Raw genomic sequence first — 16,930 nt, 5'->3', positions numbered from 1 at the left:
CCACCGACGCCTCGCCACGGCCGTCGCGGGTGACGTTGGATGCGGCGGCACCGGGAGTGCGGCCGGTCAGGCCGGCGGGCGGACGATCTCGACGGTGGAGCCGGTGACCGTGCCCAGCGCCTCGAAGCCGCTCGGCTCGACGCGGCCCCGATCGAACTGGCGCATCAGCCGGGCACCCAACCAGACCCCGACCCCGCCGACGGCCAGGGCGACCAGCTCGGTGACCAGCAGCACGGCGGTGGCGCCGCGCTGCGGCGACTGGGCCCGGATCAGGCAGGTGAGCAGGAAAAGCCCCGCCATCGCGGCGTTGACCAGGTTGAAGGTGACGGCGGTACGGCGGGTCCGGCCGGCGCGGACGTCCCACAGGTCGACCATCCCGGCGACGGCGGCGAGGGCGGCCGCGACCAGCGCGGCGACCGCGCTCCAGTAGCCCACCTCGCCGAGAAAGGCGGGGCCGCCGGCCACGTCGGCCAGGTCGAACACGGCGGCGCTGACGAAGAGCCCGAACGGGAACGTCACCAGCATCGGTTGGATGGGGTGCCCCTGCACCCGCAGTCGGCTCTCCATCGGTTCCTCCCCAGGATCGGTGCAGCTCGCCAGTTCAGAGTGCTACCCGACCGCCAATGGGACGAAACGAACGCCGTTCAGCTCTCCCGGGGCCGGGAGACGGTGATCACCAACCGCTCGGCCACCTCGCGCAGCGGGATGTCCAGCGAGGCGGCGGCGCTGCGGAGCACGTCCAGCGCCTCCGGGGCCGGGCAGCCGCGCTGGGTCATGATCACCCCGATGGCCTGCCCGACGACCCCCTCCTCCAGCAGGATGGAGTCGAGCTGACCGGCCTTCGCCGCCTGCCGGGCCCGGTCCCGGACGGCGGCCAGCAGCAGCCCGGCGTGCTCGGCGAGGAGCATCGCGGTGAGTTGGGGCCGGGTGGTCAGCCCGGGGGCCGACTCGGCGTACAGGTTGATCGCGCCGATCACCTGCTCGTCGACGTCGACCGGCGCGGAGATCACCCCGTGGACGCCCAGGCCGCGGGCCCGGGTGGTCCAGTCCGGCCAGCGCGACTCCCGCGCCAGCTCCTCCGCCATGATCATCTCGCGGCGGCGGATGGCGCTCATCGCCGGCGAGTCCGGGCCGTACCGCAGGTCGTCCAGCTCGGCCAGCCGGGGGTCGGAGGCGGCCACACCGGCCGGCTCACCGGCCCGCAGGGCGGTGAAGCCGCAGCTGGCCACCCCCGGTACGGCGTCCCGGGCGATCCGCACCAGCGCGGTCAGGGCCTCGTCGAAGTCGGTGATCCCGATCAGGCCGGCGGTCAGCTCGCGCAGCAGCGCGGCGGTCTCCAGCACTCCGAGGTTGTCGCTCATGGGCTCCCGCGTGTCCAGGTTCACCGGGCCACGGCCCCCGCCGCCCGCGGGTGCCGCCCCGCGATGTCCCCGTCCGGCGCCATTGCCAGTCCCATCCGTCGTCTCTCCCTGACTCGAAAGCCTCGGGCTACTACCCTCGCAAACCAGGATCGAAACTGTGCAAAGGGGTCCCTTCCGCGCGGCTGGCGCGCCGGAAGGGACCCCTGGTGACGCTCAGCGGGAACCGGAGATGAGCCGCCGCCCGACGGAGGCGATCAACCGGTCCAGCTCCGAGCCGAACGGGTTGTCGTGCACCAGGTACGTCCAGGTGGCGCTGGGCCGGACCAGCTTCGAGGCATCCGGCTCCCAGCCCTCGTCGAACTCGGTCTCCTCGAAGGTGGCGATGGTCCGCGTCTCGATCTCGGGGATCAGCGCGTTGAACGCGGGCACGGCGCTGCGGTGGAACTCGTCGAGCGGGTCGAGCCGGCCCAGGGCGCGCAGGTGCACGCCCTCCCGGACCTCCGACAGCTCGGCCAGGTGGTCGGCCCAGAGCCGGTCGGTGTGGTAGAGGGCGATCGACCGGGCCGCGTCGGCGAGCAGGTCCTCGTCCATCTCGCCGGCCTTCTCCGGCACCCGCTCCAGCAGCATCAGCGCGGCGATGTCGCTGGTCAACAGCCGCTCGCGCCGCTCGGCGAGGGCCTTGCGCTGCTGCTCGATCACCACGCTGTAGCGCCAGGTGTTGCGGTGGATCTCGTGGTTGACGCCCTCGGCGACCCGCTGGGCGTGCTCCACCGCGTAATCCACCTGCGGGTCGGTGACCAGGCCGTCGGCGTTCATCCGCGGCGAGGCCGGGATGGCGTCGCCGGCGTGCCGGACCACCAGGTCGTCCTCCAGGCTGACGAAGAAGACCGAACCACCGGGGTCGCCCTGCCGGCCGGCCCGGCCGCGCAGCTGGTCGTCGACGCGGCGGCTGTCGTGCCGACCGCTGCCGATCAGGTACAGGCCGCCCAGCTCGGCCACCCGCTCCTGGTCGGCCTGGTCGCTGCCGCCCAGCCGGATGTCGACGCCCCGGCCGGCCATCTGGGTGGAGACGGTCACCGCGCCGTACGCGCCGGCCTCGGCGATGATCGCCGCCTCGTCGTCGTCGTTCTTGGCGTTGAGCACCACGCAGGGCACCCCGGCGGCGTGCAGGCCGGCGGCCAGCCCCTCGGACTCCTTCACGTCCAGGGTGCCGACCAGTATGGGCCGACCCCGCTCGTGGTTGCGCTTGATCTCGTCGATCAGCGCCTCTTCCTTCTCCGCGCGGGTGGCGTAGATCCGGTCCGGCTCGTCCTCGCGGACGCACGGGGTGTTCGGCGGGATCACCGCCACCTCGAGGCCGAAGAACTCCCGCAGCTGGTCGCCGACGAGCACCGCGGTCGCGGTCATGCCGCAGACCGTCGGGTAGAGCGCGATGTACGCCTGCACCGCGATGGTGCCCAGCACCTCGCCCTCGACCGTGGCGTCCAGGCCCTCCTTCGCCTCGACCGCCGCCTGCAACCCGTCCGGCCAGCGGCGGCGCTGGGCGACCCGGCCGCGCATCTCGTCGATCAGCTCGACCGAGCCGTCCCGGACGATGTAGTCGACGTCGCGGTGCAGCAGGGCGTGCGCGTGCAACGCCACGTTCACCGCGGAGAGCTGCCCGACGTGCTCGGAGTCGTACAGGTCGATGCCGCCGAGCTTGGCCTCGATGGTGGCCAGGCCGGCCGCGGTGAAGGCGACGCTGCGGCCGTCCTCGGCGACGGTGTAGTGCTTGCCCTTGCGCAGGCCACGCACCAGCGCGGCGGCGGCGTGCACCGGGTCCTGCTCGCCGGGGACCGCGCCGGCGAGGACCATCGGCACCCGGGCCTCGTCGATCAGGATGGAGTCGGCCTCGTCGACGATGGCGGTCTTCAGCGGCTGCTGGACCCGGTCGTCGAGGTCGGTGACGAGCTGGTCGCGCAGGTAGTCGAAGCCGGCCTCGCTGACCGAGACATAGGTGACGTCGCAGGCGTAGGCGGCACGCCGCTCGTCGGGGGTGGAGGCCTCGTTGACCCAGCCCACGGTGAGCCCGAGCAGGGTGTAGACGGGGCTCATCCACTCGGCGTCCCGGCGGGCCAGGTAGTCGTTGACGGTGAGCACGTGGACCGGGCCGCTGCCCATCCGCACGTGCCCGTACGCGGCGATGGTGGCGGTCAGCGTCTTGCCCTCACCGGTGGCCATCTCGGCGACCTTGCCGGAGAGCAGCGCCATCGCGCCGAGCAGCTGCACGTCGTACGGCCGCTGGTCGAGGCCGCGGCGGGCGGCCTCGCGGCCGATCGCGCAGATCTCCTCGTACCCGGTGGCGGCCTTGGCGGCCTCGGTCAGCTCGGCGTCGTCGAGCCCCGTCAGCTCCTCCTCGCGCGCCTCGATGGCCGGCAGCAGCTTCTCCAGCGGGGCCAGCTCGACCGTGGTTCCCGGCCGCTGGAGGAACCGCCGGAACCTGCTCTTCACCCGTTGCGACACACCCATGAGCGGCAACGGTACGCGAACGGTGGCCGATTGTGCGGCCCACCCGGTCCGGGGTCGGCGGCGTGTCCGGTTCGGGCCACAAAAGCCCAGGTCGGCTGCGGTGCGCCCGGTCAGCTGACGAGGAGCTGATGGGTGGCCAGCTCGCGGTAGAGCGGACTGGTCACGGTGAGCTCGTCGTGGCTGCCGACGGCGACCACCCGGCCGCCGTCGAGGACCACGATCTGGTCGGCGTCCACGACGGTGGAGAGCCGGTGGGCCACGATCAACAGGGTGCGCCGGACCGCCACCGCGTCGATCGCCCGCCGCAGCGCCGCCTCGTTACGGGCGTCGAGGTTGCTGGTCGGCTCGTCGAGCAGGAGCACCGGCGGGCCGGCCAGCAGCGTCCGGGCGATGGCCAGGCGCTGCCGCTCACCCCCGGACAGCAGCACGCCGCCCTCACCGACCTGCACGCCCAGCCCTTCGGGCGCCCGCTCGGCCAGGTGCCCCAGGTTGACCTCGTCGAGCACGGCCCGGAGCCAGTCGTCGGTGGCGTCCGGCGCGGTGATCAACAGGTTCTCCCGGAGCGTGCCGGCCAGCACCGGGGCCTCCTGCTCGACGTACCCGAGCCGGGACCGCAGCGCGTCGCGGGGCAGGTCACGCACGTCCACCCCGTCCAGGCGCAGCGCACCCTCGGTGACCTCGTAGAAGCGTTCGACCAGGGCGAGCAGGGTCGACTTGCCGGCGCCGGAGGGACCGACCAGGGCGGTCCGGGTGCCGGCCGGCATGGTGAAGCTCACCTCGTGCAGCACCGGCGGTCCGCCCGGGTAGCCGAACCCGACCCGGTCGAACTCGATCGCCGCCGGCCCACCGGCCGCCGCCGGGACCGCCACCGGCCGGGGCCGCCGGTCGCCGTCCCCCTCCTGCGGTACGGCGAGGATCTCCTCAATCCGCGCGAGAGCGCCCAGCCCGCTCTGCAGCTGGGTGTACGCGTGCACCGCCTGCCCCAGCGGCAGCACCAGGAAGAACAGGAACATCACGAAGGCGACCAGGTCGCCGACGCTGATCGCCCCGGCGGCCACCCGGGCCCCGCCGACGGCCAGCACGAGCAGGAAGGCGCCCTGGACGGTGACCGTGCTGGCCGGGCCGACCACCGCCTGCACCCGGGCCACCCGCAGCCCCGCCGCGTACGCCTCGACGGCGCTGCCGGCGACCGTGTCCGCCTCCCGGGCCTCCGCCCGGCTGGCCCGGATGGTGCGGGCCGCCGAGATGGCCCGCTCGACGGCGGAGGTCATCTCACCGACCCGTTCCTGGGCCCGGCGGGCCAGTCCGCGTACCCGGCGGGCGGCGGTGAGGGCGAACCCGATGCCGACCCCGACGGCGGCCAGCGTCACCCCGAACAGCGGCGGGTCGAGCAGGAGCATCGCGGTCCCGGCGCCCAGCACCATCACCGCCCCGGTGACGGTCTCGAAGAGCCCGGAGGTGACCACCGCCCGCAGCAGGGTGGTGTCCGAGCCGACCCGGGAGAGCAGGTCGCCGGTGCGGCGGCGGTCGTACTCGGCGATCGGCAGCCGCAGCAGGTGCCCGGCGAGCCGGCGGCGGGTGCCCAGCACCAGCCCCTCCGCGGTGCGTTGCAGCAGGTAGTCGCGGAGCCCGCCGACCCCCGCGCCGACCACCACCAGGGCCACCAGCGCCACGACGAGTCCGGCGATCGGCCGGGCGGCGGTCATCCGGTCCAGCACCACCCGGGTGAGCAGGGGCTGCCCGAGGGAGGCCCCGGCGCCGGCCAGCGACAGCGCGCCCACCACGACGAGGGTGCCGCGGTGGGCGCGCAGGTACGGCAGCAGGGCGGCGAGCCCGGGCGGGCGGGCGGGTTCCGGCCGAAGGGCGGCTCCGGTGGTCATGGGCGAAGCGTAGTGGTCCGCCGCCGGGCCCCCGGCTCAGCCGGTGAGCACGACCTGGAGCTCCGACCGGCGACGCTCGGCCAGGTCGGTCAGCAGCGCCGGCGCCTCCTCGAACGGCACCACCGCCGAGACCAGGTGCTTGCGGATCAGGTCGCCGTACTGCCGCAGCAACTCGATGGTCTCCGCGGACAGCCGCTCCCGGTCCCAGGTGGGGGCGAGCCCGCGCGGCACCCGCCCGATCTGGGCGCAGCGCAGCGACAGGCCGTTGTGGTGGAACTCCTCGCCGAACCGGACCTCGTCCGCACCGGCCTGGTAGAACGCCAGGTCGATGACGGTGCCCTGGGGGCGCAGCAGGCGCAGCGCGAGGTGCAGCGCCCAGGCCTGACCCCGGCACTGGAACACCACGTCGGCGCCGCGGTCCCCGGCGGCGTGGTTCCACCGGGTCTTGAGCACCACCGCCGGGTCGTCGGCCCCCGGGTCGAGGGTCTCCAGGCCGAGCGCCTCGGCCACCTCCCGCCGCTGCGGCGTCGGGTCCAGCACCACCACCGAGGCGGCGCCGTGCCGTCGGGCGAGCAGCGCGGTGAGCAGCGCCACGACTCCGCTGCCGACCACCGCGACCCGCCGGCCGCGTACGCCGTCGCCGAGCGAGCGCACGTCGGTGCCGCACAGGTCGGCGGCGGCGTGCAGCAGGCCGTTCGCGCAGATCGGGCCCATGTGCGCGACGTACACGCCGAGCAGCGGGTCGAGGTCCTCCGGCAGCGGCACGAAGCGTTCGGCGACCGGGTCGGCGACGTACCCGGTGCGGTGTCCGTAGGTCATCGCGCCCACGGTGCCGACGCCGATCGCCGGGGTGCGGCTCTCCACCACCCGCCCGACCTGCATGTAGCCGAGCCGGTCCACCGGGTACGGGGCGCTCGCCTCCCCCGGCTGGAACAGGCCGAGGTCGGCGTTCCAGGAGACGTTGAGGTACGGGTTGGTGCCCTTGACGTAGCTCAGTTCGGTGCCGGCGGAGACGCCGCTGTAGAGGGTCTCCACCCGGAACGCGCCGTCGCGCAGCTCGGCGGCGTCCTGCTCGACCAGCTCCACCCGCCCGGGGCCGCTGACCACCACGACCTTGTCACGCATCGACGGTCACCCCCGCCGGCGTGGCGTCCGCCACGGCTGTCCGGGGCCGCGCTGCCGGACCGGTGGGCAACGACACGCTGCGCCCGGTCCGGGCGGACTCGGCCACCGCGAGGGCCAGCCGCTGGGTGCGCAGGGCCTCCGCGTACGGGACGCGGACGTCGTCGCCGACCCCCCGCACCGCGTCGACGAAGGCCCGGTCGACGGCCGCCCGGGCGCCGTCCGGGTCGGCGGGCAGATGCCGCTCGCCGTCCGCGTCGCGGACGGTCAGGCCGTCCTCGGCCAGCGACAGCGCCAGCCCGTCGGCGAGGATCTCCAGGCCGGCCCGGTGCTTCCAGGTCAGCACGCACGCCGCGGCGAGCGTGCCGACTGCGCCGCCGTCGAAGCGCAGCGTCGCCGCGGTGACCGAGTCGATGTCGGCGCCGTCGACCGGCGGCGGGGTGCCGTCGCCGTACGCGGTCACCTCGGTGGCCTCGCCGACCAGCGCGCGGATCAGGTCGAGCACGTGCGCGGCCTGCTCCACCACCGGGCCGCCGGAGTGGTCCCGCCGGGCCCACCACGCCACCGGCGGCACCTTGTCCAGCCAGGCGCCGTTGACCATCCGCACCGGACGGTCCACGAGCAGCTCCCGGGCCTGCTCGACCACGTGCAGGTAACGCCAGTGGTGGCCGACCGCGGTCAGCAGCTGCCGCCGCTCGACCAGGTCGGCGATCCGCTCCGCGGTCTCCAGGTCCACCGCGACCGGCTTCTCCACGAACATCGGCACGCCGGCGGCGATCACCGCCTCCTCGACCGGCCCGTGCGCGAACGGCGGCACGCAGACGTACACGGCGTCCGGGCCGGCGGCGAGCAGCTCGTCCACATCGGCGAAGGCACGGGCGCCGTGCGTACCGGCCAGCGCCTCGGCCGCGTCCCGGGCCACGTCGGTCACCCCGAGCAGTTCCACGTCCTCGAAACCGGTCAACACGCGGGCGTGGCGTTGCGCCACCCCGCCGGCCCCTACCAGTCCCACCCGGCACGCACGCATTCCCCAGACCCTCTCGCCACGGTTCACGACTACCCGGAAAGCTCTCCCCATGCCGGCACGCCACCAAACCCGGCGACCGGCGCAATCAGACGTTCATCCGCCGGGAACCGGCCGGTGTCCGGGACGTGATCAGGCTGTTAGGCATGATCCGGTTAGCGCGGGGCCGGTACTGGGAAATCCCCTCCCCGCGTTTCCGCCACGACCTGGGGGTGTGCCTGTGCGGGATACAGAAGCGATCGTCTCACCAGTGGTGGAGGCCTGGGCCACCTATCGCACCACCTCGGCCGACGACTGGCCGGCCCGACGCCTACTGCGCGCCAAGGGTGACAGCCGGGTCAGCGTGGTGCTGCCGGCCCGCAACGAGGAGGCCACCGTCGGCGCGATCGTGTCGACGATCCGCGAGCACCTGATGGACCGGCTCCCCCTGGTGGACGAGCTGATCGTGGTCGACTCCCGGTCGACCGACCGGACCGCCCAGGTGGCCCGCGCCGCCGGGGCCGAGGTGGTCAGCCAGGACGCGATGACCCGGGGCCTGCCCCAGCTGACCGGCAAGGGCGACGCGCTCTGGGCCGGACTGGCCGCCGCCGAGGGTGACGTGATCGCCTTCGTCGACGCCGACCTGCGGGAGTTCCGGCCGCACTTCATCACCGGACTGATCGGCCCGCTGCTGACCGACCCGTCGGTCGACTTCGTCAAGGGCTTCTACCACCGGCCGCTGGTCGGCGCGACCAGCGTGGAGGCCGACGGCGGCGGCCGGGTGACCGAGCTGATGGCCCGGCCGCTGCTCAATCTCTTCTGGCCGGAGCTGGCCGGCTTCGTGCAGCCCCTCGCCGGCGAGTACGCGGGCCGCCGGGACGTGCTGGAGCAGGTGCCGTTCGTCTCCGGCTACGGCGTGGAGACGGCGATGCTGATCGACCTGCTGGAGCTGGTCGGCCTCGACGCGCTGGCCCAGGTGGACCTGGGTGAGCGCAAGCACCGCCACCAGGACACCGCGGCGCTGGGCCGGATGTCCGCCCAGATCATGCTGACCGCCTGGTCCCGGCTGCAGCGTCGGGGTTGGGCCAGCCCGGGCACCGATCCGGCCGCCCTGCTGACCCAGTTCCGGCGCGGCGGTTCCGAGGCGCTGCCCAATCTGGACCGCGAGATCGTGGTCAGCGACGTCTCGATCGAGGAGCGCCCGCCGCTGGCGCAGCTGCGGCACCGGGTGCCGCGGCGGAGAGTGGCGGCGTGAGGCCACCGGGCGACGGTGGCGACGGCCGGTCGGGACGACCGGCAGGCAGCGGTGACGGCCGGCCCGCGGGGCCGGTCGCTGGCACGCGGAGGGCCGACGGGGGCGCCGCCGAGGGAAGGAACCCGACACGATGAGTCTCACCGTCCTGATGAACGCCGGTCCCTGGTTGTCCGTGCCGCCCCCGGGCTACGGCGGGATCGAGAACGTGGTGGCGACCCTGGTGCCCGAGCTGCGCCGGCTCGGCGTCCGGGTGGTACTGGCCTCGGTGGAGAGCAGCACCCTGCCGGTCGACGAGAAGATCTCGGTCTTCCCGGACGGCCAGTTCCACGCCCTGCAGCGGCCGTACAACCAGGTCTGCGGGGTCTCCCAGGCGCACCTGAGCGGGGTGGTGCGAGCACTGCACACCCGCGACGACATCGACCTGGTGCACGACCATGTGGAAGCGGTCGGGCTGGCCACCATGGCCGCGATGGGCCCGGACGCCCCGCCGGCGTTGCACACCCTGCACTGGGACCTGGCGAAGCACCCGGAGCTCTACGGCAACCTGGACGGCGGCGACCGGGTCCGGGTCAACGGCGTCTCCGCCTCGCAGCTGGCCCGCGCACCGCAGGCGCTGCGCGACCACTCGGTGGGGCACGTGCACCTGTCCACCCCGCTCGCGGTCGACGCGGACCGCCGGCCCCGGGTCGACACGGGCGACTACGTGATCATCCTGGGCCGGATCAACCCGGGCAAGGGCCAGGACCTGGGCGTTCGGCTGGCCCAGCAGGTGGGCTTCCCGCTGGTGCTGGCCGGGCCGGTCGGGCCGTACCACCGGCCGGAGGACCTGGCCACGGCCGGCGACGAGGCCCGGCAGAACCCGGACGTGCGGTTCTTCTACGACCACGTCGCGCCGCACGTCGACGGCGACCTGGTCCGCTGGGTCGGCACCGTCGCCGGGCAGGAGCGCGACGACCTGCTCGCCGGCGCCCGCGCCTCGCTCTTCCCGCTGCGCTGGGAGGAGCCCGGCGGCACCGCCGTGGTCGAGTCCCTGGCCCTGGGTACGCCGGTGGTCTCCACCGCGCGGGGCTGCCTGCCCGAGCTGATCGAGCACGGGCGTACCGGACTGCTCACCGCCGACGAGGAGGAGCTGGGCGAGCTGGTGCTGGCCGCCGGCCTGCTCGACCCGGACGAGTGTCGCCGCGAGGCCGCCGCCCGGTTCACCCCGGCGATGATGGCGGAGCAGTACGTCGGCCTCTACGAGCGGGTCCGGCAGCTCGCCGCCCGTCCGCTGCAACCCGCCCGCCCGCTGCAACCCGCCTGACCGACACCCACCGCCCCGGGCCCGGCCGACCTCGCGCGGCCGGGCCGGATGCGCGTTTGTCGCCGGTGGCCCCCGGGAATGCCGGACGGTCCCTGTCAGGTGAGGAGACCGACATGGTGAACTCGATGGCGCACTCCCGCGCGCGACGCAACCCGGCCGACGGCCGCGCACCGGTACGCCGCGCCGCGACCAACGTCGGCGTGCTCTTCCTGATCGTCGGTGTGCTCGGCTTCATACCCGGGATCACCAGCAACTTCGGCGACCTGTACTTCGCCGGCCACGAGTCGGACGCGAAGCTGTTCGGCCTGTTCCAGGTCTCGGTGCTGCACAACATCGTGCACCTGCTCTCCGGCGTCGCCGGTCTGGCGCTGTCCCGGACGGTGTCCGGCGCCCGGACGTTCCTGGTCGGCGGTGGCGCCATCTATCTGGTGCTCTGGCTCTACGGGGTGGTGGTCGACCACTCCACCGGCGCGAACTTCATCCCGGTCAACGGGGCCGACAACTGGCTCCACCTCTTCCTCGGGATCGGCATGATCGCCCTCGGCCTGCTCACCACGCATGACCTGAATCGCCGCTGACCAGGCCCGGATGGGCGGCTGGTCCGGTTTGACCCGACTCGGCGGTGGGTAGTTCCCAGGTCCGCGACGAGACGGAATCGAGGACCCCATGCCGACCCGGATCAGCTGCGAGGTCCGCGACGAGTCGCCGGTCACCCTCGTACGGCTCGCGGGCGCGCTGGACCTGGCGACGATGCGCACGGTGCACACCGTGCTGGACCGGTGCCTCAGCGCCCAGCCGGACGCCCTGGTGGTCGACCTGTCCGAGGTCGACGTCGCCGACCGGCTGGCGCTCTCCGTGTTCGCCGCGGCCGCCCGCCGGGCCGCCGACTGGCCCGCGGTGCCGGTGGTGCTCTGCGCCCCGCCGCCGGACACGGCGGCCTGGCTGGCCGCGACGACCGCCTGCCGGGTGGTGCCGGTCCGACCGGACTGCGCGGAGGCCACCGCGCTGGCCGGCGCGTCCGCCGCGCCTCGGTTGCGGGCCCGGCTGGAGCCGGTCGCCGGCGCCTGCCGACGGGCCCGGGAGCTGGTCGCCGACGCCTGCGGGCGGTGGACCATCCCCGAGCTGGTCGGCCCGGCCTCGCTGGTGCTGACCGAGCTGGTGGGCAACGTGGTCCGACACGCCGGCACGCCGATGCAGGTGACGGTGACCCTGCGGTGGCCGTACCTCCAGGTGGCCGTGACGGACGGCAGCCGGGCTGCGGCACGGGCCGCGACCGGGTCAGACCTGCGGGCCGAGGGGGGCCGCGGGCTGCTGCTGGTCCGCGAGCTGGCCCAGCGCTGGGGCAGTGCGCCGACCGGTGACGGCAAGGTCGTCTGGGCGATGCTACCGGCGAACTGACCGAATTTTCCGCTCTCGCCTGGTTTCATGGACAGAGGGCGGGTAGGCGTGCCCGTCCTTTCTGTCGTCACGACGGGGTGAGAGATATGCCGAAGCGGGTAGTCACAGAGCCGGCCCGAGATCGGGGGCCCGCGATCCTCGCGCCCGCCCGGTTCGGCGGCTATCCCGGCCCGGTCCGGACCGTGATCAAAGGCAATTCGCTGATCAAGCTGCTGGGTACGACCGACGCCAAGCTGATCGGCCTGCTGTACCTGGCGACGTCGTTCATCTTCTTCCTGATCGGCGGGGTGCTGGCGCTGCTCCTGCGGGCCGAACTGGCCCGACCGGGCATGCAGTTCCTCTCGCCCGAGCAGTACAACCAGTTTTTCACCATGCACGGCACGATCATGTTGCTGCTCTTCGCCACGCCGCTGGTGTTCGCCTTCGGCAACTACATCGTCCCCTTGCAGATCGGCGCGCCGGACGTCTCGTTCCCCCGGCTGAACGCCCTCGCCTACTGGCTCTACCTGTTCGGCGGCTCGATCGTGCTGGCCGGGTTCGTCGTCCCGGGCGGGGCGGCCGACTTCGGCTGGTTCGCGTACACCCCGTTGAGCCTGTCCCAGCACAGCCCGGGCGTCGGCGGGAACATGTGGATCGTCGGGCTGGCCCTCTCCGGCCTCGGCACGATCCTCGGCGCGGTCAACATGATCACCACGATCATCACGCTGCGCGCCCCCGGGATGACCATGTTCCGGATGCCGATCTTCACCTGGAACATCCTGCTGACCAGCGTGCTGGTGATCCTGGTCTTCCCGCTGCTGGCCGCCGCGCTGTTCGCCCTCGGCTCGGACCGGATCCTGCACTCGCACGTCTACGATCCGACCACCGGCGGGCCGATGCTCTGGCAGCACCTGTTCTGGTTCTTCGGCCATCCCGAGGTCTACATCGTCGCGATACCGTTCTTCGGCATCATCTCCGAGATCATCCCGGTCTTCTCCCGTAAGCCGATCTTCGGCTACACGGGTATCGTGCTCGCCACCATCGCGATCACCGTGCTGTCGATGACCGTGTGGGCGCACCACATGTTCGGCACCGGGCAGGTGCTGCTGCCGTTCTTCAGCATCCTGAGCTTCCTGATCGCGGTGCCCACCGGGGTGAAGTTCTTCAACTGGATCGGCACGATGTGGAAGGGTCAGCTCACCTTCGAGACGCCGATGCTCTTCGCCGTCGGCTTCCTGGTCACCTTCCTGTTCGGCGGTCTCTCCGGGGTGCTGCTGGCCAGCCCGCCGGTGGACTTCCACGTGACCGACACCTACTTCGCGGTGGCCCACTTCCACTACGTGCTCTTCGGCACGATCGTCTTCGCCGCGTTCGGCGGGGTCTATTTCTGGTTCCCGAAGATGACCGGGCGGATGCTCGACGAACGCCTGGGCAAGGCGCACTTCTGGACCATGCTCGTCGGCTTCCACATGACCTTCCTGGTGCAGCACTGGCTGGGCAACGAGGGCATGCCCCGGCGGTACGCGGACTACCTGCCCACCGACGGCTTCACCGCCCTGAACACGTTCTCCAGCATCGGCTCGTTCATCCTGGGCGCGTCCACGCTGTTCTTCATCTACAACGTCTGGAAGTCCTGGCGGTACGGCACGATGGTCTCCGTCGACGACCCGTGGGGCTTCGGCAACTCCCTGGAGTGGGCCACCACCTGCCCGCCCCCGCTGCGCAACTTCGACCGGATGCCCCGGATCCGCTCCGAACGGCCCGCCTTCGACGCCAAGTACGGCCAGCTCGTCGCCAACCTCGGCCGGGACCTGCCGCAGCGCACCGTGAAGCCGCCGCAGCGCTTCGCCGAAGAGCTGCATCTCGAGCCGCACGTCCCCGAGGCGCCGGCCGCCGAGGGGGCGCACGGCGCCCGCATGGCCGTCGAGTACCACCCCGCGCCGCAGTCCGGGGCGCGGCCGGTGGATGTGCCGGAGCCGGAGGAGATCCGTCGGCCCAGCTTCGAGGAGACCGACGTGCTCGATGAGGCCGAGGCGGAGCGCCTGGGGCGGGAGAGCGAGCGGTGGCGGCACCCGCGCCGGCACGACGGGGACGACCCGGACGAGCGCTGAGCGGTCACGAACGGAAAGGGGGCCGGCGCCACGAGCGCCGGCCCCTTCCTCCCTCGTCCGTCCGTACCGGCCAGGTTCAGTCGCCGGCGGCCGGCAGGCCGGCGGCGGCGAGCGAACGGCGTACCGCCGGCTGCACCCGGGTCAGCCGCAGCGGCACCCCGGTCCGGGCCGCGGCGTCCCGGCCGGCCATCAGCGCGGCGATCCCGCCCGCGTCCACGCCGACCGCGCCGACCAGGTCCACCACCACCTCGCGGGGCTGCCCGGTCACCGCCTCCAGCATCGCCCGGCGCAGCTGGTCCGCGCCGTCCCGGTCGACGTCGCCGCCGACCTCGACGACCACCCGGTCACCGTTCTGCCGCACCGAGATCCTCGGCTTCGCCGGTTCCGACTCGGCGGCCCCGTTCTGCCACGGCGGCGGGGCGTCGGCCAGCATCGCCTGGCGCAGCCAGGTCAGCGCCCGGGACAGCAGCCGGGAGACGTGCATCTGGGAGATGCCGAACCGGGCGGCGATCTCCGCCTGCGTCTGGTTGCCGTAGAAGCGCATCGCGAGGATCCGCCGCTCCCGCCAGGGCAGCCGGTGCAGCAGCCCGCTGACCGTCACCCGGTCGTCGACTGATTCCAGCGCGTTGTCCGACTCGCCGACCAGGTCGCCGAACTCGGCGGAGCTCTCCCCGCCGACGGGCGCGTTGAGCGAGGCAGGGCTGTAGCCGGCCGCCGACTCCAGCGCGGCGAGGATCTCCTGCTCCGGCGTCTCCAGCCGTTGGGCCAGCTCGGCGACGGTGGGCGCCCGGGACAGCTCGCTGGTCAGCGCCGCTGTCGCCTGCCCCACCTCCAGGATCAGGTCGCGCAGCCGCCGGGGCACGTGCACGCCCCAGGTGCGGTCCCGGAAGTGCCGTTTGATCTCACCGACGATGGTGATCGCCGCGTACGCGGTGAAGGAGCCGCGTTCCGGGTCGTACCGGTCGACGGCGTTGACCAGGCCCAGCCGGGCCACCTGCTCCAGGTCCTCCAGGGGTTCCCCCCGGCCCCGGTAGCGGCGGGCCAGCCGGCCGGCGAACGGCAGCGCGAAGCGGACCAGGTCGTCCCGCGCCTCCTGTCGTCGCTCCGGCGGCAGGCCCTCGATCCGGGCCGCGTACGCCAGCGCCGCCGCGTCGAGGTCCTCCAGGCCCCGATCGGTGGGTGGTGGTGTGGTTGTGGTGGTCTGTCCGAACATCCGCGCCTCCCTCAGGAAGGTCCCCCGCCCGGATTGGGAAACCGGTCATGCGCGTGGTCGGGCCACGCACCGGGCCGGAAAGTGGGTTACGTGACTGGCACGCCAGCAGCGACGACAGCTCGCCACACGGCGTCATCGGGCCGTCGCAGCGAGCGGTGTTCCCGCTCAGTAGGTACTCAATCACGGACCGTGGGTTCGCGAGGATGTTTCGCCAGGGTTGGTGCCGGCCGGCGCGGACCGGCCCGCCGGAGGTCGGCCGAATCCGGTCAGGAGACCAGCAACCCCTGGTGGGCGCCGGTGTCCCGGAGCACGTCCACCGCCTCGGCGACGCGCAGCGGCGGCGGGACCGGCAGGTCGTACGGCTGGTTGCGCAACACCTCGGTGGCCCGCCGGGTCGGCACCGAGCCGACCGGGTAGCCCCGCGCGGACCCCCGGTCCAGCGACCGCCGGCGACGCCCGAACGCGGCCACCGCCAGCCACTGCGGCAGGCCGGCCAGCGCCGGCGACCGGACGCCCGGCGGCTCGGGCAGCACGTCCACCGAGCTGAACGGCTCGCTGCCGGCGAGCCACCACTCCACCCCCTCCACCCGGCGCCGGGTCGCGTTCTCGCACCAGTACGGCACCATCCCGGCCCGGACCACCTGCCACGGGTCCAGCAGCCGCCCGCACTCCACCACCAGCCGGTCGCCGGTCTTGCCGGACCGCCGCAGCCAGCGCCGGTACAGGTCGGCCGTGGCGGCGCTGAGCGCGTCGGGCTGCGGGAAGAGCACCTGGTGCAGCGGAGCGCCGCGCCGGCCGGTCCACTCCAGGACGCTGAGCTCGAAACCGGACTCCACGCCGTGCTCGGCGTGCCCGGGCGGGGCGGAGACCTCCGGCGGCTCCCAGTGCGCCCCGTCGCCGCCCGCGGAACGGAGCACCTGGCGCAGGGCGTGCGCGTCCGGGTGGAAGTCCACCGGTTCGAGGCCGCTGGCCGGAGAGCCGACCTGGAAGCTGTGGCCCAGGCCCTCGTCGAGGACCGGCCAGGTGCGGCCGTCGCGCAGGAGCAGCACCGCCGCGCCGGGTTCGAGCCGGTCGGCCAGGAAGCGCGCGTACGCCGCCGGCAGGCGCCGCCACCGCACCGCGAGGGTCACGGTGGCGCCGGCGAGTGCGCCCCGGCTGGCCGGGCAGTGGACCTGCCGGACGTGCACGTCGGAGTTGCCGGCCAGCAGCCGGGCGGCCAGCGCGGCACCGTGGTCGAGGGCGGCGCGCGGCCGGTCGACCGCGCCGTGGGTCCAGTGCGCGGTCAGCTCGAAGGCGGCCGGCAGCCAGGGCACCCCCAGCGCCACCGCCAGGTGCGCGGCGGAACCGTGCGCCGAGCCCAGCACCACGCCCGGGTAGCGCCGCCGCGGGTACTGGTCGACCATCCAGCGCGCCACCCGCTCGGCGTCCACCTCAGCGGTCTGGGCGGGGGTGAGGGCGACCCGTCCGGCGGCCCGGGCCGCCGCGGCCCGGCGGACCGGCTCCGGGGCGCCGGTGAAGCGGGACAGCGGGGTGGGGTGCCCGAGGTCGCCGCAGTCGTCGCCGCGCAGCGCCCGGGCGGTCGCCGCGACCAGCACCCGGGCGGTGCTGCCCGCCGCGACTATCCGGTCGCCGGCCAGCCCGGCGCCCTCCGCCGTGAGCCCCACCTGCACCTTGGGCACCGGCCCCACCTTGCCTCGTTCGCTCACCACGCGGCCCGGCTTCCCGTCCCTATGCGGTCTAAACGGGGCATCCCCCCACGGGAAGGATCAATCCTCGGGTGCCCCGCGGTGGGGCGGT

Annotated in this window: 13 protein-coding genes; 5 read left to right on the top strand and 8 right to left on the bottom strand. The window is 73.7% G+C overall.

Annotation, left to right across the window (positions count from 1 at the left end):
- Positions 1 to 66: 66 nt before the first annotated feature.
- The 6 genes from OG799_RS07790 to OG799_RS07765 all read right to left on the bottom strand — a co-directional run bounded on the left by OG799_RS07790 (position 67) and on the right by OG799_RS07765 (position 7,898).
- Complete coding sequence (locus OG799_RS07790; protein ID WP_406044376.1) at positions 67 to 567, bottom strand: DUF2231 domain-containing protein; 501 nt, start codon at positions 565 to 567, stop codon at positions 67 to 69.
- Positions 568 to 644: 77 nt separating this feature from the next.
- The gene (locus tag OG799_RS07785; protein ID WP_406044375.1) at positions 645 to 1,385 is read right to left on the bottom strand and encodes a GAF domain-containing protein; all 741 of its coding nucleotides are present in this window, start codon (positions 1,383 to 1,385) and stop codon (positions 645 to 647) included.
- A 189-nt stretch (positions 1,386 to 1,574) separates the two neighbouring features.
- Positions 1,575 to 3,869, bottom strand: coding sequence for an accessory Sec system translocase SecA2 (gene secA2, locus OG799_RS07780; RefSeq protein WP_406044374.1), 2,295 nt, complete (start codon positions 3,867 to 3,869; stop codon positions 1,575 to 1,577).
- Positions 3,870 to 3,979: 110 nt separating this feature from the next.
- On the bottom strand, positions 3,980 to 5,749 hold the full coding sequence (locus OG799_RS07775) for an ABC transporter ATP-binding protein (protein WP_406044373.1): 1,770 nt from the start codon (positions 5,747 to 5,749) through the stop codon (positions 3,980 to 3,982).
- Between the two features lie 36 nt (positions 5,750 to 5,785).
- Positions 5,786 to 6,874: a zinc-binding dehydrogenase gene (locus OG799_RS07770; protein ID WP_406044372.1), complete on the bottom strand. Its 1,089-nt coding sequence runs from the start codon at positions 6,872 to 6,874 to the stop codon at positions 5,786 to 5,788.
- Positions 6,867 to 7,898, bottom strand: a complete 1,032-nt coding sequence (locus OG799_RS07765) for a Gfo/Idh/MocA family protein (RefSeq protein WP_406044371.1) — start codon at positions 7,896 to 7,898, stop codon at positions 6,867 to 6,869. The genes OG799_RS07770 and OG799_RS07765 overlap by 8 nt, the downstream gene beginning before the upstream one ends.
- Before the next feature lie 250 nt (positions 7,899 to 8,148).
- On the opposite strand from OG799_RS07765, the gene OG799_RS07760 reads away from it, so the two are divergent.
- The 5 genes from OG799_RS07760 (at position 8,149) to ctaD (ending at position 13,920) form a co-directional block, all read left to right on the top strand.
- Positions 8,149 to 9,129 carry a glucosyl-3-phosphoglycerate synthase gene (locus tag OG799_RS07760; RefSeq protein ID WP_406046233.1) on the top strand — a complete coding sequence of 327 codons (981 nt, stop codon included), beginning with the start codon at positions 8,149 to 8,151 and terminating at the stop codon, positions 9,127 to 9,129.
- Between the two features lie 130 nt (positions 9,130 to 9,259).
- Positions 9,260 to 10,432: a glycosyltransferase gene (locus OG799_RS07755; protein WP_406044370.1), complete on the top strand. Its 1,173-nt coding sequence runs from the start codon at positions 9,260 to 9,262 to the stop codon at positions 10,430 to 10,432.
- 113 nt (positions 10,433 to 10,545) lie between these two features.
- Positions 10,546 to 11,010: a DUF4383 domain-containing protein gene (locus OG799_RS07750; protein WP_406044369.1), complete on the top strand. Its 465-nt coding sequence runs from the start codon at positions 10,546 to 10,548 to the stop codon at positions 11,008 to 11,010.
- 88 nt (positions 11,011 to 11,098) lie between these two features.
- Positions 11,099 to 11,830, top strand: coding sequence for an STAS domain-containing protein (locus tag OG799_RS07745; RefSeq protein ID WP_406044368.1), 732 nt, complete (start codon positions 11,099 to 11,101; stop codon positions 11,828 to 11,830).
- A gap of 86 nt (positions 11,831 to 11,916) precedes the next feature.
- The gene (gene ctaD / locus OG799_RS07740) at positions 11,917 to 13,920 is read left to right on the top strand and encodes a cytochrome c oxidase subunit I (protein WP_406044367.1); all 2,004 of its coding nucleotides are present in this window, start codon (positions 11,917 to 11,919) and stop codon (positions 13,918 to 13,920) included.
- A gap of 76 nt (positions 13,921 to 13,996) precedes the next feature.
- On the opposite strand, the gene OG799_RS07735 is transcribed toward ctaD, so the two are convergent.
- Positions 13,997 to 15,133, bottom strand: coding sequence for a SigB/SigF/SigG family RNA polymerase sigma factor (locus OG799_RS07735; protein WP_406044366.1), 1,137 nt, complete (start codon positions 15,131 to 15,133; stop codon positions 13,997 to 13,999).
- A 266-nt stretch (positions 15,134 to 15,399) separates the two neighbouring features.
- Positions 15,400 to 16,803, bottom strand: coding sequence for a hypothetical protein (locus tag OG799_RS07730; RefSeq protein ID WP_406046232.1), 1,404 nt, complete (start codon positions 16,801 to 16,803; stop codon positions 15,400 to 15,402).
- Between the last annotated feature and the right edge of the window lie 127 nt (positions 16,804 to 16,930).

It is taken from the genome of Micromonospora sp. NBC_00898 (genome assembly GCF_045207895.1).
Lineage (GTDB): Bacteria > Actinomycetota > Actinomycetes > Mycobacteriales > Micromonosporaceae > Micromonospora.
This window is presented reverse-complemented; position numbering and strand designations above follow the sequence as displayed.

Coding starts and splice junctions, on each gene's coding strand:
- OG799_RS07790 (WP_406044376.1), bottom strand. CDS start 567: ATGGAGAGCCGACTGCGGGTGCAGGGGCACCCCATCCAACCGATGCTG.
- secA2 (WP_406044374.1), bottom strand. CDS start 3,869: ATGGGTGTGTCGCAACGGGTGAAGAGCAGGTTCCGGCGGTTCCTCCAG.
- OG799_RS07775 (WP_406044373.1), bottom strand. CDS start 5,749: ATGACCACCGGAGCCGCCCTTCGGCCGGAACCCGCCCGCCCGCCCGGG.
- OG799_RS07770 (WP_406044372.1), bottom strand. CDS start 6,874: ATGCGTGACAAGGTCGTGGTGGTCAGCGGCCCCGGGCGGGTGGAGCTG.
- OG799_RS07765 (WP_406044371.1), bottom strand. CDS start 7,898: ATGCGTGCGTGCCGGGTGGGACTGGTAGGGGCCGGCGGGGTGGCGCAA.
- OG799_RS07755 (WP_406044370.1), top strand. CDS start 9,260: ATGAGTCTCACCGTCCTGATGAACGCCGGTCCCTGGTTGTCCGTGCCG.
- OG799_RS07750 (WP_406044369.1), top strand. CDS start 10,546: ATGGTGAACTCGATGGCGCACTCCCGCGCGCGACGCAACCCGGCCGAC.
- OG799_RS07745 (WP_406044368.1), top strand. CDS start 11,099: ATGCCGACCCGGATCAGCTGCGAGGTCCGCGACGAGTCGCCGGTCACC.
- ctaD (WP_406044367.1), top strand. CDS start 11,917: ATGCCGAAGCGGGTAGTCACAGAGCCGGCCCGAGATCGGGGGCCCGCG.
- OG799_RS07735 (WP_406044366.1), bottom strand. CDS start 15,133: ATGTTCGGACAGACCACCACAACCACACCACCACCCACCGATCGGGGC.